The 21,598-nt window shown below is 70.5% G+C and carries 16 protein-coding genes and 2 pseudogenes; 5 read left to right on the top strand and 13 right to left on the bottom strand.

Annotation, left to right across the window (positions count from 1 at the left end; translation table 11 throughout):
• Positions 1-23: 23 nt before the first annotated feature.
• From ftsX to pruA, 5 genes are all read right to left on the bottom strand, one after another.
• A complete protein-coding gene (gene ftsX, locus AC3CF1_RS24460; protein WP_099850736.1) occupies positions 24-899 on the bottom strand; it encodes a permease-like cell division protein FtsX in 876 nt (291 codons plus the stop codon).
• Positions 900-966: 67 nt separating this feature from the next.
• Positions 967-1,647 carry a cell division ATP-binding protein FtsE gene (ftsE, locus tag AC3CF1_RS24455; protein WP_030331491.1) on the bottom strand — a complete coding sequence of 227 codons (681 nt, stop codon included), beginning with the start codon at positions 1,645-1,647 and terminating at the stop codon, positions 967-969.
• Between the two features lie 118 nt (positions 1,648-1,765).
• Positions 1,766-2,887, bottom strand: coding sequence for a peptide chain release factor 2 (gene prfB, locus AC3CF1_RS24450; RefSeq protein ID WP_099850733.1), 1,122 nt, complete (start codon positions 2,885-2,887; stop codon positions 1,766-1,768).
• A gap of 121 nt (positions 2,888-3,008) precedes the next feature.
• Entirely contained in the window at positions 3,009-3,524 is a 516-nt protein-coding gene (locus tag AC3CF1_RS24445; protein ID WP_099850731.1) for a PadR family transcriptional regulator, read from the bottom strand.
• Between the two features lie 177 nt (positions 3,525-3,701).
• Positions 3,702-5,330, bottom strand: coding sequence for an L-glutamate gamma-semialdehyde dehydrogenase (gene pruA, locus AC3CF1_RS24440; protein WP_210793176.1), 1,629 nt, complete (start codon positions 5,328-5,330; stop codon positions 3,702-3,704).
• A 383-nt stretch (positions 5,331-5,713) separates the two neighbouring features.
• On the opposite strand from pruA, the gene AC3CF1_RS24435 reads away from it, so the two are divergent.
• Positions 5,714-6,805 carry a hypothetical protein gene (locus AC3CF1_RS24435; RefSeq protein ID WP_354981373.1) on the top strand — a complete coding sequence of 364 codons (1,092 nt, stop codon included), beginning with the start codon at positions 5,714-5,716 and terminating at the stop codon, positions 6,803-6,805.
• A gap of 18 nt (positions 6,806-6,823) precedes the next feature.
• Here AC3CF1_RS24435 and AC3CF1_RS24430 read toward each other — a convergent pair whose 3' ends face one another.
• Complete coding sequence (locus AC3CF1_RS24430; protein WP_088946327.1) at positions 6,824-7,333, bottom strand: DUF6912 family protein; 510 nt, start codon at positions 7,331-7,333, stop codon at positions 6,824-6,826.
• Positions 7,334-7,539: 206 nt separating this feature from the next.
• On the opposite strand from AC3CF1_RS24430, the gene AC3CF1_RS24425 reads away from it, so the two are divergent.
• Together AC3CF1_RS24425 and AC3CF1_RS24420 are read left to right on the top strand one after the other, a co-directional pair.
• A complete protein-coding gene (locus tag AC3CF1_RS24425) occupies positions 7,540-7,767 on the top strand; it encodes a helix-turn-helix domain-containing protein (RefSeq protein ID WP_099850727.1) in 228 nt (75 codons plus the stop codon).
• 235 nt (positions 7,768-8,002) lie between these two features.
• Complete coding sequence (locus AC3CF1_RS24420) at positions 8,003-8,596, top strand: Rv3235 family protein (protein ID WP_488451323.1); 594 nt, start codon at positions 8,003-8,005, stop codon at positions 8,594-8,596.
• 241 nt (positions 8,597-8,837) lie between these two features.
• On the opposite strand, the gene secA is transcribed toward AC3CF1_RS24420, so the two are convergent.
• On the bottom strand, positions 8,838-11,765 hold the full coding sequence (secA, locus tag AC3CF1_RS24415; RefSeq protein WP_354981375.1) for a preprotein translocase subunit SecA: 2,928 nt from the start codon (positions 11,763-11,765) through the stop codon (positions 8,838-8,840).
• A 168-nt stretch (positions 11,766-11,933) separates the two neighbouring features.
• On the opposite strand from secA, the gene AC3CF1_RS24410 reads away from it, so the two are divergent.
• The gene (locus AC3CF1_RS24410) at positions 11,934-13,085 is read left to right on the top strand and encodes a GNAT family N-acetyltransferase (protein WP_488451322.1); all 1,152 of its coding nucleotides are present in this window, start codon (positions 11,934-11,936) and stop codon (positions 13,083-13,085) included.
• Positions 13,082-14,193: pseudogene (locus AC3CF1_RS24405) on the top strand (GNAT family N-acetyltransferase). Before AC3CF1_RS24410 ends, AC3CF1_RS24405 begins: the two are co-directional and overlap by 4 nt.
• A 58-nt stretch (positions 14,194-14,251) precedes the next feature.
• Here AC3CF1_RS24405 and hpf read toward each other — a convergent pair.
• From hpf to efeB, 6 genes and pseudogenes are all read right to left on the bottom strand, one after another.
• Positions 14,252-14,896 (bottom strand): ribosome hibernation-promoting factor, HPF/YfiA family, encoded by a 645-nt coding sequence (hpf, locus tag AC3CF1_RS24400; RefSeq protein ID WP_354981378.1) that lies wholly within the window; start codon positions 14,894-14,896, stop codon positions 14,252-14,254.
• A 247-nt stretch (positions 14,897-15,143) separates the two neighbouring features.
• On the bottom strand, positions 15,144-15,818 hold the full coding sequence (locus AC3CF1_RS24395; protein WP_488452127.1) for a ComF family protein: 675 nt from the start codon (positions 15,816-15,818) through the stop codon (positions 15,144-15,146).
• A 36-nt stretch (positions 15,819-15,854) separates the two neighbouring features.
• A complete protein-coding gene (locus tag AC3CF1_RS24390; RefSeq protein ID WP_488451321.1) occupies positions 15,855-17,633 on the bottom strand; it encodes an LpqB family beta-propeller domain-containing protein in 1,779 nt (592 codons plus the stop codon).
• Positions 17,527-19,348, bottom strand: a pseudogene (gene mtrB / locus AC3CF1_RS24385) (MtrAB system histidine kinase MtrB). Before mtrB ends, AC3CF1_RS24390 begins: the two are co-directional and overlap by 107 nt.
• Before the next feature lie 87 nt (positions 19,349-19,435).
• Entirely contained in the window at positions 19,436-20,125 is a 690-nt protein-coding gene (gene mtrA, locus AC3CF1_RS24380; protein WP_030331519.1) for an MtrAB system response regulator MtrA, read from the bottom strand.
• Positions 20,126-20,308: 183 nt separating this feature from the next.
• Entirely contained in the window at positions 20,309-21,586 is a 1,278-nt protein-coding gene (gene efeB / locus AC3CF1_RS24375; protein ID WP_210793185.1) for an iron uptake transporter deferrochelatase/peroxidase subunit, read from the bottom strand.
• Positions 21,587-21,598 lie beyond the last annotated feature (12 nt).

Raw genomic sequence — 21,598 nt, 5'->3', positions numbered from 1 at the left:
CGACGGGACGACCCGTCCGGTGCCTAGACCCGCAGGTAGAAGCGCAGGGTGATCCAGGCGGTGCCCGCGCTGACCAGACCACCGACGCCGGCCATCAGCGGGAAGATGAACAGGATGTCGCCCCAGCTGATCGGCGAGAGCAGACCCTGCAACGCGCTCAACGACCCGTCGAAGAGCAGATACTTCGCCGCGACCAGGGCGACCAGACCGAGCAGCGAGCCGATCAGGCCGGCCACCACCGCCTCCAGCACGAACGGCGCCTGGATGAACCAGTTGGACGCACCAACAAGCTTCATGACCGCGACCTCACGTCGCTTGCTGTACGCCGCCACCTGAATGGTGTTCGCGACCAGCAGCAGGGCGGCGATCGCCATCACGATGGCGGCGGCCAGCGCGATGTTCTGGATCGACGTGAGGATGTTGAAGATCTTGTCGAGGAGTTTGCTCTGGTCGACGATCTCGTCGACGCCGTCGGTCTCCTTGTACTGGTCGTAGATGTCGCGGTACTGCTCCGGGTTGTTCAGCGTGATCCGGAAGGACTCGGGCAGTTGGTCCGGCTTGACCGCGTTCACCAGGTCCGGCGCGTCCTGGTACATCGTCTTGAAGCGCTCGTACGCCTGGGCCTTGTCGACGTAGATGACCTCCTTGACCAGGGGGTCGCCCTCCAACTTGCCCTTCAGCTCGGTGCGCTGCGGCTCGCTCACCTCCTGGTTCAGGAAGATCGCGACCTGGATGTTCTTGAAGTAGAGGTCCTTCATGTCGTCGACCTGGCGGTACATCAGACCGCTGGCGCCGAGCATGGTCAGCGAGACCGCCATCGTGATGATCATCGCGATGGACATGGTCACGTTGCGCCACAGTCCGACCAATACCTCGGACAGGACGTATTTCACGCGCATCGGGGGTTCCTCCGGGTCTCCGGCATGAGGTGTTCGTCGTCAGGCTGCGCAGGGGTGGAGCGCCGGCTCACCCGTAAACGCCGCGGGCCTGGTCACGGACGATGCGACCGCTCTCGATCTCGACGACGCGGCGGCGCATCTGATTCACGATGTTGGAGTCGTGGGTGACCATCACGACGGTCGTGCCGGTGCGGTTGATCCGGTCCAGCAGACGCATGATCTCGATCGAGGTGTCCGGGTCCAGGTTTCCGGTGGGCTCGTCCGCCAGCAGGATCAGCGGACGGTTCACGAACGCCCGGGCGACGGCGACCCGCTGCTGCTCACCACCGGAGAGCTCGTGCGGGTAGCGGTGCTCCTTGCCACCGAGCCCGACCAGCTCCAGCACCTCCGGCACGACCCGGCGGGCAACCGCCTTCGTCTTGCCGATCACCTCGAGGGCGAACGCCACGTTCTCGTACGCGGTGCGGTTCGGCAGTAGCCGGAAGTCCTGGAAGACACAGCCGATCGAGCGTCGGAAGTGGGGTCGCTTCCAGGAACGCATCGACGTGACGTCCTTGCCGTTGACCACGACGCGGCCCTTGTTGGGGGCCACCTCGTGCAGCAGCATCTTGATGATTGTGGACTTGCCGGAGCCGGATGGACCGATGAAGAAGACGAACTCGCCCTTCTCGATCGAGACGGACACGTTGTCGAGCGAAGGCCGGGACGCCTTCGGGTACGTCTTCGTCACTTGCTCAAGCTGAATCACGGGTGGTGAGTCTACGCGGTGTAACAACTGAGCCAAGCCCCACGCCCCGCCGATCCGCCACGAGTCGTCGAATCAGGCCTCTACCTGGAGATCGATGACGCGCTCCGCCCGCGAGCCGTCACGCACCGTCGTTGGCGAGCTGACGCTGCTTGCGCCAACGGATGCCGGCCTCGATGAAATCGTCGAGGTCGCCGTCGAAGACCCCGCTCGGATTGCCGGTCTCCTGCTCGGTTCGGAGATCCTTCACCATCTGATACGGGTGCAGGACGTAGGAGCGCATCTGGTCGCCCCACGAGCTGGTGCCGCCGCTCTTGAGGCCGGCCATCTTCTCTTCCTCCTCCTGGCGCTTGCGCTCCAGGAGCCGGGCCTGGAGCACCCGCAGCGCGGAGGCCTTGTTCTGCAACTGGGACTTCTCGTTCTGGCAGGTCACCACGATGCCGGTCGGGATGTGGGTCAGCCGGACCGCCGAGTCGGTGGTGTTGACGCTCTGCCCACCGGGGCCGGAGGAGCGGTAGACGTCGACGCGTACCTCGTTCTCCGGGATGTCGATGTGGTCGGTCTGCTCGGTGACCGGCAGGACCTCGACGCCCGCGAAGCTGGTCTGCCGACGGCCCTGGTTGTCGAACGGGCTGATCCGGACCAGCCGGTGGGTGCCCGACTCGACGCTGAGCGTGCCGTAGGCGTACGGCACCTTCACCGCGAAGGTGGCCGACTTCAGGCCCGCCTCCTCGGCGTACGAGGTTTCGTAGACCTCGGTCGGGTAGCCGTGCCGCTCCGCCCAGCGCAGGTACATCCGCAGCAGCATCTCGGCGAAGTCCGCCGCGTCCACGCCACCGGCGCCGGCCCGGATGGCGACCAGCGCCTCCCGGGAGTCGTACTCGCCGGAGAGCAGGGTGCGGACCTCCATCTCCTGGATGGCCTTGGTCAGCCCGGTGATCTCACCCTCGACCTCGGTGAGCACACCCGGGTCGGATTCGGCCTCGGCCAGCTCCAGCAGCACCCGGGCGTCGTCGAGCTGGGAACGCAGACTGCCCAGCTTGCTGATCTCGCCGTTGACGTACGACAGCTGTGAGGTCACCTGCTGAGCCTTGGCCTGGTCGTCCCAGAGGTCGGGGGCGGACGCCTCCTGCTCAAGGCGGGCCTTGTCCTCGTGGAGGCGGTCGAGGTTGAGGACGGCCTCGATGTTTCGCAGGGTCGCGTCGAGTTCCTTGAGCTGTTCGGCGTAATCGGCAGCGGTCACGACAGATAAGCGTACTGCGCGGGCGAGGAGTGAGCTTGCGAGCCCCGCAGGCCGACGCCAAATTGACGCTGCGCCATTGCAGGCCGCCCAGCTCGTTCTGGATGCGCGAACTGGCCGGAGGTCACCCGACTGGGGCGGTCTTCAACCACGACAGGGCGGCCCGGTGGTAGGCGACGGCGAACTCCAGCGCGCTGGCGTCGTACGTCTCGCCGTCCCGTTTGGCGTTCTTGACCTGTTCCCGGACCTGGGCGAGGGCCTCGGTGTGATATTCATTGGCCGAGGCGTACAGGCCCTTCAGTTGGCTGGCCGAGTGCAGGTTGCCGAACGCCATCCGCAGCGCGATCGGGTTGCGGATGGTGTCCCGCCCCGGGTTCTCCGCCAGCCAGCGGGAAAACGTCCGTTTCCCACTGGCGGTGAGTGCGTACGGCTGGCTCATCCGCGGCCCCGGCTTACCGAGACGCACGAAACCCCGCTCGGCCAGCACCGGCAATTCGCGGTAGACCTGGCTGCGGGTCATCGACCAGTACGGCGCCAGACGGCGCTCAGCGGCGGCCATCAACTGACCGCCTGTCATCGGGCCCTCGTGGAGGAGCCCGAGCAGGGCCGCCGCCGTAGGGTTGACTCCGGAATCCGCCATGCCCACTACGCTGCCACTTTGCGCACGCGGCGTCCAGGATTTGCCAGTTTGCCACCCAACAGGACTTCCTAAGTGCACTGTCGGCGGCAGACTGTCCGTTGAGGACTTTCGATGGATCAGGACCCTCGGCCGACCCACCGGCGGCTCCGCGCACCGCCGGCGGGTCGTCGCCGCGGGTCAGCCCATGTGGGGGTACGTGTGGTCGGTCGGCGGCACGAAGGTCTCCTTGATCGTCCGCGGCGACACCCAGCGGACCAGGTTGAGCCAGGAGCCCGCCTTGTCGTTGGTGCCGCTGGCCCGGGCGCCGCCGAAGGGCTGCTGCCCGACCACCGCGCCGGTCGGCTTGTCGTTGATGTAGAAGTTGCCGGCCGCGTACCGCATGCGCTCGGCGACCGCGTCGACCACCCGGCGGTCGGTGGCGAACACCGAGCCGGTCAGCGCGTACGGGGCGATCGACTCGGCCTGCGCCACCACGTCGTCGAAGCGGGCGTCGTCGAACACGTGCACGCCCAGGATCGGCCCGAAGTATTCGGTGGTGAAGGTTTCGTGGGCGGCGTCGCCGCACTCGAAGAGCGTCGGCCGGACGAAGTAGCCGACCGAGTCGTCGGCGGTGCCACCGGCCAGCACCCGGCAGGAGTCGTCACCGGCGATCAGCTCCAGCGCCGCGGTGTGCCGGGCGAAGGCCTTGTCGTCGATCACCGCGCCGCCGAAGTTGCTGAAGTCGGCCACGTCGCCGTACGTCAGCGAGTCGGTGGTGGCGGCCAGCCGGTCACGCAGGCCACCCTCCCAGATCGAACGCGGCACGTACGCCCGCGAGGCCGCCGAGCACTTCTGACCCTGGTATTCGTAGGCGCCGCGGATCAGCGCGGTGTGCAGGGCGTCCACGTCGGCACTGGTGTGCGCGACCACGAAGTCCTTGCCGCCGGTCTCGCCGACGAGGCGCGGATAGCCCCGGTAACGGGCGATGTTGTCGCCGACGGTCCGCCACAACTGCTGGAAGACCTTGGTCGAGCCGGTGAAGTGGATGCCGGCCAGGTCCGGGTCGGCGAGCACGACGTCGGACACCTCCTCGCCCCGACCGGTGACCATGTTGATCACGCCGGGCGGCAGGCCGGCGGCCTCGAACAGCCGCATGGTGAAGTGCGCGGCGAACTGCTGGGTCGGGCCCGGCTTCCAGATCACCGTGTTGCCCAGCAGGGCGGGCGCCGACGGCAGGTTGCCCGCGATGGCGGTGAAGTTGAACGGGGTGACCGCGTAGACGAAGCCCTCGAGCGGGCGGTGGTCGAACCGGTTCCAGACCCCCGGCGAGGACGCGGGCTGCTCTTCCAGCAGACGGCGGGCGAAGTGCACGTTGAACCGGAGGAAGTCGATGAACTCGCAGGCGGCGTCGATCTCCGCCTGGATCGCGGTCTTCGACTGGCCCAGCATGGTGGCGGCGTTGAGCGTGTCGCGCCACGGCCCGGCGAGCAGCTCGGCGGCGCGCAGGAAGATCGCGGCGCGCTCCTCGAACGGCAGCGCCCGCCACATCGGGGCGGCGTCCTTGGCCGCCTTGATCGCGGCGTGGGCGTCGTCGTGGGTGGCGTGCCCGGTCACGCCCAGCACGTGCGCGTGCCGGTGCGGCTGCACCACGTCGATCGAGTCACCGGCAGCCATCCGCTGCTCGCCACCGATGGTCATCGGCAGGTCGATGCGCTCGGCGGCGAGCTCGGTCAGCCGCCGCTGGAGCCGGTCCCGGTCGGGGCTGCCCGGCTCGTAGTTGCGAACCGGCTCGTTGCGCGGCTCGGGAACGGAGAACACGGCATCCATCAAGGCTCCTGGCGATCTCGACAGCAGTGGCGAAACCGGACCCGCAGGCACCGACCGGACGGCCGGACACCGGACGCTACCCGGGAGGGCCGAGCAGCGGCGGGACCTCCCGTGATTCTCCCACGAAGGGCTGCACGTCCCACTTCCGCCACCGCCCTCGCCAAGGACCGACCCACCCCTCCTCCCCTTACCGATCGAGCTCGATCCGACGACCCGCCCGTATGCCGGCAGCCCTTCACACACCGGTCGAGTGACCGCGTCGCCTGCACGCCCGGGGAGCCCCACCCCGGCGTACCCCCTCGCGGTCGTCCCGGGGCGGCGGGTGACCCGGCGGGTCCGCGTACCCTGAATGGTCGGTGACCTGCCGCCTCGAAGGGGAGACGATGACCAAGCAGCCCGGCCGCGTCCCGGCCGCGGAGTCGGACGACCCGTCGGCCGACGCGGCCAGCCCCAGCAGCCGGCCGCTGCCCGCCCCCGGCGCGGCGATCCTCGCGCTGCTGGCGCTCGGGTGGCTGACCGCCATGCTCTGGTCCACCCGGGAGGCCACCACCTCGGCGGCCGCCGGGGTCACCGCGATCAGCCTCTCCGCGTTCGCCCTGCCCGGCGTGATCTCGGCCGCGCTGGTGGCCGGCGCGGCCGTCGCGCTGGCCGCGGGCAACCTGCTGTCCCGCCGGTACGGCGACTGGGCCACCCTGCGCTTCGCCGGGGCGATCGGCGGCGGGATGCTCGTCGGCCTGGCTGCCGCGCTGGCGATCAACCTCACCTACTTCGACACCTCGACCACCAACGTGATCGCGGGCACCACGGCGGCTGCGGCGATCATCGGTGGCGCGGTGGCCGGCGCACGTTCCGCCCCGGCGGTCGGCGCTGTGGTGACCGCCGCGCTGGGCACCCTGATCTTCGTGGTCGCGTTCAGCCGCGCCCGGGACCCGCTGTTCGACCTCTTCGGGGCCGGCGACAGCCAGGAGTCGGTGGTCAACGCGGCCAAGTGGGTGTCCCGCACCGAGTCACTCGTCGCGGGGCTCCTCGCCGGGCTCCTCGCCTTCGGCTACCTGACCTGGGCGCGGCGTCGGGCCCTCCGCCACGATCCCGCGGCCCCGGCGCTGCGCTGGCCGGCGTACCTGCTCGCCGGCGCTGGCCCCGGCCTGCTCCTGCTGCTCGCCGAGATGATCATCCGGGTCGGTGGCCGGTCGCTGCTCGACCTGGCCAGCGCGCTCAGCGAAGCGGACGCGGTGGCGCAGACCTCGCTGGGCACGTCGCGGGTGGACAACGGCATCTGGGTGCTCTTCGTGGGGGCGCTGACCGCGCTCATCGCGTTCGGCCGCACCCTCGGCCCGGCGCACACCGACGACGAACCCGACGACAGCCCCGAGCCCGTCACGGACCGGATCGACCCCGAGGACGACGAGGCCAGCCCGGCCGAGACGTTCGGCACGTTCGACGCGGACCCGGCCAAGGCCGACCCGTCCCGCTGACGTCGGCCGGCGTCCGGCTCAGCTGACTGCGCGCAGCAGCAGGTCCAGCTCCGTCACGTCGTACCACTCCAGCTCGTGGTCCTCAGCGCCGTCGACGGCGAACTGGGCATCGGGGTCGCCAGCGGCGGCCTCGGTCACCACGTCGGCCGCCGCCGTGACGTCCTCGACCGCGTCCGCTCCATCCACGTGGATGGCAGCGATGGCACCAACCGGCACGGCGTCGGCCAGCGCCACCATGCTGGAACCCAGCTCACCGTCGCCCCGCCCGACCGCGCCGGCCGGCAGGTCGACCGAGACGACGACGCGGCGGCGGGGCGCCGTCGGGTCCTCCCGGAGCAGGTGCAGCGCGTCCTGGGCGGCCCGCGTGAACGCGACGTACTCCAACTCCTCCTCGTCGCCCTCGGCGTACCACTCACGCAGCGCCGGGGTCACGGCATGCGCATCGTCGGCAGCCAGCCCCTCCTCACGCAGCCGGGTCAGCATCGGTACGGTCGCCGGCACATACACCCGGACAAGCTCCTCGGTCACCGGTCGTCTCCCCGCTTCGTCCACCACCGGCGGCCGCCGGCACGGGCGCAGATCATGCCGCACGCCGTGACCGTCATACACCCCGCCTCCGGTCGGTGGAAGTTCCCGGCCGGTGTGTCCGGCTGGCCACTCTGACGGCCCGGCGCTGGGCGGCACGGGCTGTCGGTGGCAAACTGAGCCAAACGACATCAACCCCGGGAGTTCCTGTGGAGCCGAGGTTCCTGCTGCTGTCCGACGTAGCCACCGAGCTGAACGTGTCGGACTCGCAGGTCTACCACATGGTGCGCAGCGGTGAACTGCCCGCGATCAAGATCGGTGGACGCGGCCAGTGGCGCGTCGAGCGCGCGCGCCTGGAGGAGTACATAGCGCGCAAGTACGACGAGACTGCGGAGTGGGTCCAGAGCAATCCGCTGATCGATCGCGACCCGGAGTAGCAGCGGCTGGTGTCCCCGTCTCAGCGCCGCCGACTCACCCGCCGGCGCTTGATCCACTCCGTTTCAAGGAATGCGCGGTGTCCGGGCCGTGCGGATACCGCGACTTCGGCAAACCCGAGTGGATCAAGCCGTGCGCTCGGCAGGGTCGTCGCTCAGCCATTGACCGAGGGCTCTTTATCCCTGAGAATTGGGCTCGTCGGAGGCAAACGAACGCAAACGCAAGATCAAGGGGGCCATGATGAGCCAGGCGCAACCCGGCCCTCACCGACCACCCGTCCGGCTGCGCCCAGTCCCACCCATCGACCCGCCATACGTCGACGAGGCCGACGGGTCGTACTGGCCGGCACCCGTCCACGGCCAACTCGCCCTTGACCTGTTCGCCTCGACCCGGCCAGACCCGGTCCGACCACCCGAGCGCCGGGGCGCACTCCGCCCGGTGCCGAGCCGGTCCACCACCCACCCGGTAACGCCGCTGCCACCGGCGACCGCCCCGGAAGCCACCCGAGCCGCGCATCGCTTCGTCGGCACCTGCCTGGAGGTGATCAACGGCTACCGGTCCCCGGCGCAGGTGCGGGCACTTCTCGACCCACCCCGAGCGAGTGACCTGCTGACCGAGTTGGCCCGCGCGTCCGGGCGGACCGGCGCACCTCGCCGTCGCGCCAACCGACCGGTCGTCCGGCTGCTGCGCCTACGCGTCTGCGAACCCCGCGAGGCGGCAGTGGAGGCGGCTGCCGTCCTCACCGGTGCGGGCGGCCGAAGCTGGGCAATGGCGCTCCGCCTGGAGCATCGTCGGGGCCGCTGGCTCTGCACCGCCCTGCACGTCCTCTGACCGCACCAGCAGGATTGCGCTGAGCCGGATCGGACCGCGCCAGCCAGGCCAAGCCGGACAAAACCAGGACGGATTGGCTTGATCGACTCGGGTTTCAGGAAATCGGGCCATCAATCTGACGCTGACACCCCGACTTCCTGAAAACCGAGATGATCATCGCCACGCGGACGGGGGCGTGCGGCCGGGAGACGACGAACGGGTCCCGGCCTGATGGCCGGGACCCGTTCGTCAGTGCTGTCGGTCAGTTGCCGCCGTTGGGGGCGCCGTGGCAGCGCTTGTACTTGCGGCCCGAGCCACACGGGCACGGCGCGTTGCGGGACGGGCCGTTGCTCGCCTCGGCCTGGTTCGGTGCCGGCCGGCGGGAAGCGGCGGACGGAACCGCCGGGCCGCGAAGCCCGGAGGCGGGCCGCTGCGGGGCGGACGGCGCGGTCTGCCCCGGCGCCGCCGGAGCACCCGGGGCCGGTCGACCCACGCCGAGCGCCGGAGCCTGCTGCTCGGCCTGTTCGACGGCGACCGCGCCGGGGCTGGCCTCACCGTCGATGGTGGGAGCGGAGTATTGCAGGCCCTGCCGCTGCGGAGCGCGGTTGAGGCCCTTGGCCCGGATCTCCACCGGCTTGTCGAGCAGCGCGACCTCTTCGGAGCCCTCTTCCGGCTCCGGTTCGGTCACCTGGACGTCGACGTTGTAGAGGAAGCCGACCGTCTCCTCCTTGATGCCTTCCATCATGGTGGCGAACATGTCGAAGCCCTCGCGCTGGTATTCCACCACCGGGTCGCGCTGGGCGTACGCCCGGAGGTTGATGCCCTCCTGGAGGTAGTCCATCTCGTAGAGGTGCTCGCGCCACTTGCGGTCGATGACCTGGAGCAGCACCATCCGCTCGAGCTGGCGCACCCCCTCGGTGCCGACCTCTTCCTCGCGCCGGTCGTACGCGGCGTTCGCGTCGTCCTTGAGGCGGGAGACCAGGAAGTCGGCGTCCATGCCGGCGCGCGAGCCGCCAGCCTCCTCCTCCAGCTCCTCGATCGTCACGCCGACCGGGTAGAGCTGCTTCAGGCTGGACCAGAGCTGCTCAAGGTCCCAGTCCTCGCCGTAGCCCTCGGAGGTGGCGCCACGCACGTACGCCTCGACGGTGTCGTCGATCATGTTGCGGACCTGGTCGGAGAGGTCTTCACCGTTGAGCACCCGGAGCCGCTCGGCGTAGACGACCTGGCGCTGCTTGTTGAGCACCTCGTCGTACTTGAGCACGTTCTTGCGGATCTCGGCGTTCTGGCCCTCGATCTGGGCCTGGGCGCTCTTGATCTGCCGGGTGACCATCTTCGACTCGATGGGCACGTCTTCCGGGATGTTGAAGCGCTCCATCACGGCTTCGACCGCTCCGGCCCGGAAGCGCCGCATCAGCTCGTCCTGCAGCGACAGGTAGAACCGGGACTCGCCCGGGTCACCCTGCCGGCCGGCGCGACCGCGCAGCTGGTTGTCGATCCGCCGGGACTCGTGCCGCTCGGTGCCCAGCACGTAGAGGCCACCGGCGGCGGAGACCTCGTCGGCCTCGGCGTCGCAGGCCTGCTTCCACGTGGGAAGGACCTCCTCCATCGCCTTGGCGTACTCTTCCTCGTTTTCCAGCGGGTCGAGGCCGCGCTGGCGCAGCTCGTTCGCGGCGAGGAACTCGGGGTTGCCGCCGAGGAGGATGTCGGTGCCGCGGCCGGCCATGTTGGTGGCCACGGTGACCGCGCCCTTACGCCCGGCCTGGGCGACGATCTCGGCTTCCCGGGCGTGGAACTTGGCGTTCAGCACGTTGTGCGGGATGCCGCGTCGGCGCAGGAGCTGGGAGAGGATCTCGGAGTTTTCCACCGAGACGGTGCCGACCAGCACCGGCTGGCCCATCTGGTGCCGCTCGGCGATGTCCTCGATGACCGCGTTGAACTTGGCCTTTTCCGTCTTGTAGATGACGTCCGGCCGGTCTTCGCGAACCATCGGGCGGTGGGTCGGGATCGTCACGACGCCGACCTTGTAGACCTTGTTGAACTCGCTCGCCTCGGTCTGCGCCGTACCGGTCATCCCGGACAGCTTCTCGTAGAGGCGGAAGTAGTTCTGGAGGGTGATCGTGGCCAGGGTCTGGTTCTCCTGCTTGATCTCCACCCCCTCCTTGGCCTCGATCGCCTGGTGCATGCCCTCGTTGTAGCGACGGCCGTGCAGGATGCGACCGGTGAACTCGTCGACGATCAGGACCTCGCCGTCGCTGACGATGTAGTCCTTGTCGCGCTTGTAGAGCTCCTTGGCCTTGATGGCGTTGTTGAGGTAGCCGACCAGCGGGGTGTTCACCGACTCGTACAGGTTGTCGATGCCCAGCCGGTCCTCGACCTTGGCGACACCCCGCTCGGTCACGGCGATGGTGCGCTTGGAGTGGTCGACCTCGTAGTCGCCCTCACCGTCGGTGCCGGGCTGGAGCCGGGCCACCACGCCGGCGAACTCGCCGTACCAGCGGGCCGAGTGCTCGGCCGGGCCGGAGATGATCAGCGGGGTGCGTGCCTCGTCGATCAGGATGGAGTCGACCTCGTCGACCACTGCGAAGTTGTGGCCGCGCTGGACCAGCTCTTCCTTCGACCAGGCCATGTTGTCGCGCAGGTAGTCGAAGCCGAACTCGTTGTTGGTGCCGTAGGTGATGTCGCACTCGTAGGCGGCCTTGTGCTCGGTGGCCGGCCGGTTGGGCAGCACCACGCCGACGGTCAGCCCGAGGAACTCGTGCACCCGGCCCATCCACGCCGCGTCGCGCTGGGCGAGGTAGTCGTTGACCGTGATCACGTGGACGCCCTTGCCGGAGAGCGCGTTGAGGTAGACGGCCATGACCGAGGTCAGCGTCTTGCCCTCACCGGTCTTCATCTCGGCGATGTTGCCGAAGTGCAGCGCCGCGCCGCCCATCACCTGGACGTCGTACGGGCGCTGGCCGAGCACCCGGGCGGCCGCCTCACGGGCCACCGCGAACGCCTCCGGCAGCAGGTCGTCGAGGGTCTCACCCTCGTCGAGCCGCTCCCGGAACTGTTCGGTCATGCCGGCCAGTTCCTCGTCGGTGAGGTTGACGTAGTCGTCCTCGATCGAGCTGACGGCATTGGCGATGGCCTTGAGCCGCCGCACCATGCGGCCCTCGCCCGCGTTAAGGACCTTTTCCAGAATCGACACGGATCAACGCTCCCCTAGACAGTCTCGAACCATCGTAGGCGCTGCATCGGCCCGATGGTCACTGGTGGCGGTGCGCGACCCCGCCGAACCCGACATAACTCGCGTCCTGCGCACGCTCCAAACGTTATCCGGTTACGCCGTCGGCGAACGCTACGGCAGGATGCACGAGTGGAGCCCGTGGAGATCATCGAGGACGGCGTGCTGCTGCGGCCCTGGCGGGAGGCGGACGCCGAGGCCGTGCACCGAGCCTGTCAGGACCCGGACATTCAGCGCTGGACAACCGTACCCCGCCCATATCGCCCGGAACACGCTCACGGTTTCGTCACCGAGATGAGCGGGCGGGCCTGGGCGGAAGGCACCGGAGCCCCCTTCGCGGTCTGCGACCCGGCCACCGGCGACCTGCTCGGCTCGTGCGGGTTGATCTCGATCGACCAGGCCGGCACCGGTGAGGTGGGCTACTGGACCGCCCCCTGGGCGCGCGGCCGGGGAGTGATGGTCCGGGCCACCCGGGCGCTGGCCCGCTGGTCCTTCGACAGCCTCGGGCTACGCCGGCTGGTCTGGCACGCCGAGGTGGGCAACCACGCCTCCCGGCTGGTCGCACTACGGGCCGGCTTCCGGGTCGACGGCCGGCTGCGGATGGCCCACCCGACGCCGCACCGTGGCGCGGACACCTGGATCGGATCGCTGCTGCCCGGCGAGGTGCCTGCACCCGGGTCGACCGGGCCGGCCGGCCCGGGCACCCTCGCCGCCCGGCGGGCCGCCGTCTTCGGCCGCCCGCAGCCCGTGCTGTTCGCCACGGCCGGCGCCGGCGAGATACGCCTGCGCCCCATGGAGGAGCAGGACCTGGACGCCGTGGTGCAGACCTGTCAGGACCCGGAGACCGTCCGCTGGACGACGGTGCCGGACCCGTACGACCGCGCCGACGCGCAGGGTTACCGGATCCACGGCCAGGACGCCTGGGCCCGGGGGGACGCCGCCCACTTCGTGATCGCCGACGCGGACGACCGGTATGCGGGCTCGCTCGACCTGCGGCTCTCCCCCGCCGACGCGCTGCTGGCCGACGTGGGCTTCATGACCGCCCCGGCGGCCCGTGGCCGCGGGTACATGCCGGCCGCGCTGGTCGCGCTCAGCGCCTGGGGTTTCACGACGCTGGGCCTGGCCCGGATCGAGTGGAAGGCGAACGTGGGCAACACCGCCTCCCGCCGGGTGGCCGAGAAGGCGGGCTTCACGTTCGAGGGAACGGCCCGGGGCGGGGTGCAGCACCGCGGCGAGCGGGTCGACGTCTGGGTGGCCTCGTTGCTCAGCAAGGACCTGACATGAGCCTTGAGCAGGTCGTCGAGGCGCACGGGGTGCGGCTGCGGCCATTCCGCGCCGAGGACATCGCCGACGTGGTCGACGGCTGCGGGGATCCGCTGACCCAGCGGTTCATCTCGGGACTGCCGTCGCCGTACACCGAGACCGACGCCCGCTGGTGGATCGACGCCGGCGCCCCGCGGCCTGGGCCGGCGGCGGCGCCGCGTACGCCATCGCGGACCCGGCCACCGACCGGCTGCTCGGCACGGTGGGACTGAGCAATCCGGTGCCCACCCGGGGCCAGGCCGAGATCGGCTACTGGGTGCGGGCGGAGGCGCGCGGGCGCGGGGTGGCCGCGGCGGCGATCCGCGCGCTGAGCGAGCACGCGTTCGCCGCCGGGACGGCCCGACTGGAACTGCTCACCGAGGCGGAGAACGGGCCGAGCCAGCGGGTCGCGCTGGCTGCCGGCTTCCGCTACGAGGGTTCGCGGCGGTCGGCCGGTTGCAACCGGAACACGGGGCGGCACGATCTGCTGGCCTGGGTACGCCTCGCCGGGGATCCGCCCGGCCCGACCGCCCGACTGCTGCCCGATCTGCCCGACGGTGTGCTCACCGATCAGGTGGTGGCGCTGCGCCGGCTCGCGCCCGGCGATGCGGAGCTGATGTACCGGCTGCACAGTCGACCCGAGGTGGTGGCGAACCAGGCGCCGCCCGTACCGCCGACGCGGGAGGCGATCGAACGGCGCTGCCGTCTCGCGGAGAGCGGATGGCTGACCGGCGACATCGCCAGACTGCTGATCACGGACGTGGCCAGCGGGGAGCCGGCGGGCAGTTGCGGGCTGTCGTACACCGACGTGGCCAGTGGCGAGGCGTCGGTCGGCTATGCGCTGCTGCCGGACTGGCGCGGCCGGGGGTACGCGACGCGGGCGATCCGACTGCTCGCCGGCTGGGCGTTCGGCCCGGCCGGGATGGCGCGGCTGACCGCCGGCACGGTGCCGGACAACACCGCGTCGCATCGCGTGCTGGAGCGGGTCGGGTTCGAGCGCGAGGCCCTGCAACGGGGCCGTCTGCCCGGGCTGGCCGGCACCCGCCTGGACGACCTGACCTTCGCGCTGCTGCCCACCGACCTCCGTTGACGGATCAGGGAGTTGTGGCGGGGCCTCCCCACCACAACTCCCTGATCAACGCGTCTCGTTACCGGTCGGTGGCGAGGGAGATGATGCCGTAGTCGTACGCGTGGCGCCGGTAGACGACGCTCGGGCGGCCGGACTCCTTGTCCTGGAACAGGTAGAAGTCGTGCCCGACCAGTTCCATCTCGAACAGCGCGTCGTCGATCGTCATCGGCTCCGCCGGGTGCACCTTCTCCCGGGCGATGTGCCACGGCTGCTGGTCGTCGTGCTCCTCCTCGACCCGCTCCGCGACGGCGGTGCCGGCGCGGGCGCCGTCAGCCGGCGCGCTCAGGGCGGGGGCCACCAGGTCCGCGACCGGCAGGCCCGCGGTGGCCTCGGCGACGGAGATCGGCGTCTGCCGACCCCGGTGTACGCGGCGACGGTCGGCCGCGCGGCGCAGCCGGGTGTCGAGCTTCGCGATGGCCGCGTCGAGCGCGCTGTAGAAGTCGTTGGTGCACGCCTCGGCCCGAATGACGGGGCCCCGGGAAATGCAGGTGATCTCCACCCGCTGGCAGTGGTCGGCTTGGCGCGGATTGCGCTCGTGAAAAAGCTCGACATCGACACGAATAAGTTTGTGGTCGTAGCGTTCGATCTTTGCGAGTTTCTCGGCTACGTGCACCCGGTAATGGTCCGGCACTTCGACGTTTCGGCCCTTGACCACGATGTCCACGTGACCTCCCTTGTTCGGACGGTCTTCGATCCGGTTACCCGGTCGCGCGCCGTGGGGAGACCCGCTGGCGTCGACCGGTTGGTACGGCTACGCCTCCTCTCACCGCCGGGGGCGGGGTGGAACGAACCTCCTACCCCCGACATCGAAACGCTAACTCCTGTTCGCTCGACAGTCACCCCATGTTGCCGAGACGGCCCAGGATTTTTCGCAGCTCATACACCAACGGGTGAAACGGAAACACGATCGGTTACGACTGGTGTCTTTTCTCGGTCGCCGCGAGCACCGCGGCGACACTCGGTGCCCACCCGGTCGCGGTCAGCACCCTGGTCGCGGCGGCCAGTGTGACGCCGGTGGTGACGATGTCGTCGAGCAGCACCACGACCGGGGCCGCGGCTGCGGCAGGGGGCCAGCCAGGCGCGGCGGAGCGGGGCTGGAACGCGGCCTCGGCCGCGGCCGCCCGCCCGGTGCTGTCCAGGGTCACCGAGTCCGGGCGGGGCAACGCCCGCAGCGGACGATGCACCTGCGCCGCCCAGCCGCCCCGGTTGAGCCGGGCCGCGCAGTGCCGGGCGAGCCGGTCCAGGTGATCCCCGTACCGGGAGCGGGCTGCCGCCGCCGTGTCCGGGACCGGGACCAGCGCCACCGGACGGGCCACGCCGACGGCCGCCGCGACGACCTCGGCGAGCAGGGCCCCGAGTGGGCGGGCCAGACCGTGCCGGCCGTGTTCCTTGTACGCCAGCAGCGCCTCGCGCAGCGGGCCCGCGTACGGGCCGAGGGCGACGCAGGACGGCAGGCCCGGCGGGGCGGGTGTCGGGCGGACCGATCGTGGACGCAGCGCGTCCAGTGCCTCGACGCAGGCCGGGCAGACCCCGTGCCGCAGGCCGGCCCGGCGCTCCCGACAACCCGCGCAGGTGGCGGGCAGCACCAGGTCGGTGAGGTCCGCCCAGAGCCCGCTCACGTGTCAGTAGAGGAAGAACGGTGCCGACGGGTTGCTCGGTCGGACGCCGGCCGGCACCGGGGCGATGTCCCGCACGCGGTCCGGCTCGATCCGCTCGAACGGGCTGCTGCGGTAGGCCACCCCGTTCGCCTCGTACATGTAGGCCCCGCTGGGGACCCGCACGACGCGGTTGGTCGGGTACGCCGTCAGGTGGTTGACCTTGGCGCCCACGTCGGTCCGCAGGGGCGTCTCCACGGCGCCGTCCACGCTGATCTCGTAGATCGCCTGTTGGCCTGCGGACCCCGCCACCACCAGCCGGTCCTCCCTGCCCCAGTCGACCGCCGTGAGGCCGGTCAGCGAGGTGGCCAGTTGCCTCGGCGGCCCGATGGAGACCCCGCCGCCGTCCAGGTTGACCGCGGCGACGTAGAGCTTTCCACCGGCGATCACGGCGACCCGCTGACCGTCCAGCGCGGCGGCCACCGCTGTGACGTCAGCGGTGGGCAGGTTGAGCGGCACCGGGTACATCCGCGCCGCCTCGTCGAACCGGTAGAGCTGCCCGTCGGCCACGACCAGGCCGCGATCGGCACGGGAGTCGACGGTACGCAGCCAGACCGGTCGGCTCATCGAGGAGTATTCGGTGCCACTGCGGTTGATGACCGACACCGGCGCGACACCCGTGCCCACGGCGAGGCGGTACCGGCCACTGCTGCTGCCGTTGACCACCATCCCGGCGAGGACCCGCTGATCCCGGGCCAACGCCAGGCCGGCGGAGACGATGTTGCGGTTGACCTCGGGCGCCAGCGGCACCATTCCGCTGAGTTCGCCGTCGAAGTCGAGCGGGTGGATGGCGCCCTCGTACACGCCGAACCGCTGTGGGCTCTGGGCGTTCGGGTAGAGCTGCTGGGAGTTGCGTCGTTCGTTCAGGTCCTGCACGGGCTGCGAGTTGTTGCGGATCTTCAACTCCAGCTCGCCCGTCAGGTCGCCCAGGGACCAGGCGAGCTGGGTGATCAGCTGGTCGATGCCGTTCTGGTCGTCACCGGACATGTCCAGGTTGACCTCCCACCGGTTGTTCGCGCCGGTGGCATTGTTGATCAGCTCGGTGCGGTCGGGCAGCCCGACGACACCCGGGCGCAGCCAGTCGGAAGGGCCGCCGACCAGCCACTTCACGACCTCGTTGACCCGGCGCTCGTTGGGCACCGCCACCGGCCGGTAGCGCTGGTCGGGCACCAGCCGGCTGCGGTCGGAACTCCAGAAGTAGATCGTCTCCTCCTGGTAGTACTGCTTGAGGGCGACGTCGCTGAGCAGCAGCACGTTCGGCGGGTCGAGGACGTAGAGGCCGGCACGCTCGTCGTTGGCGCCGCCGTCCAACGCCGCGCTGCGAAGCCCGAACTCGTATTCCGACTCGGTCGCCACGGGCGGGGCGAGGGTGCCGTTGGCCCGCAGCACACCGAGCTGCTGCACCGTGATCTTCACGGTGGTGGTCGAGTCGCTGTTGAGGGTGTAGACCGCCTCGCGCAGCCGGACCACGTTCAGCGCGACCTCGCTGCCCTTCTTGTCCTGCAGACGGGACTTGTCCTCCGGGGCGACGAACGCCTTGACCCGCTCGTACGCCCGGTCCGGCTCGCCGGCGGCGGCGGACAGGAAGTTGCGCAGGAACACCTCGTTGTCGCTGCCGCCGGCGGTCCGCGTCGGCGGCTCACTGCGCCGGACGTCGAACCCGCCGGCCCCGGTCACAGCCCCGCCCTTGCCGTCCACCCGCACGTCGGACCCGGCCGGGATGCCGCAGCCGGCACCGAGCAGCACCACCACACCGAGTGCCCCGAGCAGAGAGGGCCGTCGATGAGCGCACCTCCGCCCGCTGTCCGTCCCCGGTCGGCGCCGGGCCGATCGCCACCGCCCCGCCGGTGCCCGGGCCGATGGCCAGCGGGCCACCGTCGCGAGGGCCACCGAAGGGCAGCGCGGCGTCGGCCGGCACCAGCCGCAGCGGCGAGGTGGTCAGCCGATCGCCGGCGCGGGCCGGCAGAGTGAGCCGGAACTGCGCGCCCTGCCCGGGAGCACCCCACGCCTCCAGCCAGCCGCCGTGCAGACGGGCGTCCTCCAGGCTGATCGACAGGCCAAGGCCGGTGCCACCGGTCTGCCGAGCCCGGGACGGGTCCGCCCGCCAGAACCGGTTGAACACCAGCTTCTCCTCGCCCACCTTGAGCCCCACACCCCGGTCGCGGACGGTGATCGCCACTGCGGTCTCGTCGGCGCCGAGGGTGATCAGCACCGGGCGGGCCTCGCCGTGCTCGACGGCGTTGCCGACCAGGTTGCGCAGGATCCGCTCGACCCGGCGTGGGTCGACCTCGGCGATCACCGGCGCCCCCGGCAGGTCGAGCTCGATCGGGACGCCCACCCGCTCGGCCAGGCCGGCCAGCCGGTCGACCACCCGGTGCACCACCGGCACCAGGTCGGTCGGCTCTGGAATCCAGCATGGCGAAACCGGCATCGAACCGGCTGATCTCCAACAGGTCGGTGAGCAGCTCCTCGAACCGGTCCAGCTCGGCTTGGAGCAGCTCGGCGCTGCGGGCCACCGCCGGGTCGAACTCGTCGCGCTCGGCGAAGATCAGGTCAGCGGCCATCCGGACCGTGGTCAGCGGGGTACGCAGCTCGTGCGAGACGTCCGAGGTGAAGCGGCGCTGCAGCCGGGACATCTCCTCCAGGCGCAGGATCTGCCGTTGCAGGTTGGTGGCCATCTGGTTGAACGAGGCGGCCAGCAGGGCGAGGTCGTCCTCGCCGTTGACCACCATCCGCTGGTCGAGCAGCCCCGCGGAGAGCCGCTGGGCGGTGCGCGCGGCGACCCGGACCGGGTTGACCACCAGGCGGGTCACCAGCGCCGCGAGCAGCCCGAGCAGGATCACCAGGGCGACCCCGGTGGCCACCACTGTGGCTCGGGCGTCGGCGGCGGTGACGTCCTGCCGGGTCAGCGGCACCAGATAGTAGAGCTCGATCTGGCCGAAGCTGGTGGGCACCGGAGACCCGTACACGAGGTATTTGGTGGACTTCCCCGTGAGCCGGCCGGTGCGGATCTGGCTGGCGACCTTGCCGTCGGCGACCGCGGCCCGCAGCTCCGGGCTGATCAGCTGTTGGACGTTCGCGGAGGGCGCGGTGCGCGTCTGGATCTCGCTGGGATAGTCGTTGGCCGTGATCGCCACCACCACCCCGCTGGTCTGCTGAGGGTCGCCACCGGCGAGGTAGTTGACAGTGCCGTCGATGGTCTCCTGGAGCTGCGCCTCCTGCGGCTGGCCGTAGAGCGAGACCTGCTTGGCGGCATAGCTGGCGCCGCTGGTCACCCTCTGCCGGACGTCGCTGCGGGCGCTGTCGAGCAGGATGGTGGTGATCTTGTCAGCGATCAGGAACGCGAAACCGCCGACCAGCAGACTGGACGCCACCAGCGTGATGGTCACGACCCGCACCTGGAGCGAGCGGCGCCAGGTCTGGTGCACCCGGGCCACCACGCGGGCGACCCGGCCGCTCACCGCACGCCAGACCTCCCCGCCGGCGCTGGGCCGGCGGGCAGGCGTACTCGGGGAGGGTGGGGGCGTGGTCGACACAGTGCGACCAGGCTATCCGGTCCCCGCCTTGTAACCCACGCCCCGCACGGTGAGGATGATTTCCGGTCGCTCCGGATCCGGCTCGATCTTGGCCCGCAACCGCTGGACGTGCACGTTGACCAGGCGGGTGTCGGCCGCGTGCCGGTAACCCCAGACCTGCTCCAGCAGCACCTCACGGGTGAAGACCTGACGTGGCTTGCGGGCAAGCGCGACCAGCAGGTCGAACTCCAGCGGAGTCAGCTTCACCTCCTCATCGTTACGACTGACGGTGTGCGCGGGCACGTCGATGGTGATCTGGTTGTCGGGCGGCCCGATGGTCAGCATCTCGGGGGCCACGTCCTCGCCTCGGCGCAGTCGGGCCCGCATCCGGGCCACCAGCTCCTTGGGCTTGAACGGCTTGACCACGTAGTCGTCGGCACCGGACTCCAGGCCCAGCACGACATCCACGGTGTCGCTCTTCGCGGTCAGCATGACAATCGGCACGCCGGACTCCGCCCGGATGGACCGGGCGACGTCGATACCGCTCATGCCGGGAAGCATCAGGTCAAGCAGCACGATGTCGGGACGACTGTCACGAAATGCGGCCAACGCCCGCTCGCCGTCCGCCACGAACGAGGGCAGGAAACCCTCACTACGCAGCACGATGCCGAGCATCTCGGCGAGCGCGGGGTCGTCGTCGACCACCAGTACGCGGGCTCTCATGGGATTAATATTGCATCCTCATTCAGTTCGGTGGGACCGGCGTCTGCCGGTAGATGCGCCACGTGCTGCGGCGCCGGGCGCACGGGTGGGTCCCGGGCCTGGCTGCCACCATGATCCCCCCTTCGGCGCCGCCCGGCGCCACCGCAGCCCGGACCGATTCCGCTGTCGCCATCTCGACGAGGGTCACCCGAAGAGGGCGCGCCCCCAGTGGTCGCCGCCGTCGCGTACCCCGGGTGGGCAGGCGAACACACCGCTGGAGACGTGCCGCAGGTATTCGTTCATCACGTCGTGCCGGGCCAACTGGGTCTGGATCGGCACGAACTGGCGGCGCGGATCGCGCTGGTAGGCGATGAAGAAGAGGCCCGCGTCGAGCCGGCCGAGGCCGTCCGAGCCGTCGACGAAGTTGTAGCCCCGGCGGAGCAACTGAGCGCCGCTGTTCCGGCTCGGGTGGGCCAGCGTGACGTGGGCATGCTCGGCGATCACCGGCTTGCCGTCCGTGCCGCGCGCCGCGAAGTCCGGCTCGTCGAACTCGTCGGCCCGACCGAGTGGAGCACCGCTGCCCTTGCTCCGGCCGACGATCTCCTCCTGCTCGGCGAGGGAGGTGCGGTCCCAGGTCTCCACGAGCATCCGGATCTTGCGGGTGACCAGGTACGAGCCCCCGGCCATCCAGTCCGGCCCGTCGCCCGGCTGCACCCACAACTGGTCGCGCAGCAGGTCGGTGTCCTCGGCCTTGAGGTTGGCCGTGCCGTCCTTGAAGCCGAACAGGTTGCGCGCGGTGGCCTGGTCGCGGGAGGTCGACGAGGTACGCCCGAAGCCGAGCTGCGACCAGCGGACGCTCACCACGCCCATGCCGAGCCGAGCCAGGTTACGGATCGCGTGCACCGCCACCTGCGGATCGTTGGCGCACGCCTGCACGCAGAGGTCGCCACCGGAGAGCTGCGGCTGCAACGCGTCACCCGGGAACTTCGGCAGCTCGGCCAGGGCCGCCGGCCGCCGGTCGGCGATGCCGAAGCGATCCCGACCGTCGGAGTCGCGAAACAGCGTCGGCCCGAAGCCGATCGTCAGGGTGAGCTGCGAGGGGGGCAGCCCGAGCGCCTCGCCGGTGTCGTCCGGTGGGGCCTCCGGCATCCCGCCGACCGCGCCGAGGATCCCTGCGTCCCGCCCCGCAGTCATCCGGGCGGCGGCGGCCGTCCATTCCTCGAGCAGCTCGACCAGCCGGGCCCGGTCCTTGGTGATCACGTCGAAGGCGACGAAGTGCAGCCGGTCCTGTGCCGGGGTGACGATGCCGGCCTGGTGCTCACCGTGGAACGGCACCGCCCCGGCCGGGTGGTCGCTCGCCGCGGCCGGGCCATGGGAGCCGTTCAGCAGTGCCCCCGCGCCGGCCGCCACTCCGGCAACCCCCGCCACCCCGGCGCCGGCCAGGGTGATCGCCCGGCGTCGGGTGAACCTGCTTCCGCTCATCGACTCGACTCC

It is taken from the genome of Micromonospora sp. MGP-C2, from assembly GCF_057766525.1.
Note: the sequence above shows the minus strand (reverse complement) of the source record. Positions and strands in the feature narration are given on the sequence as shown.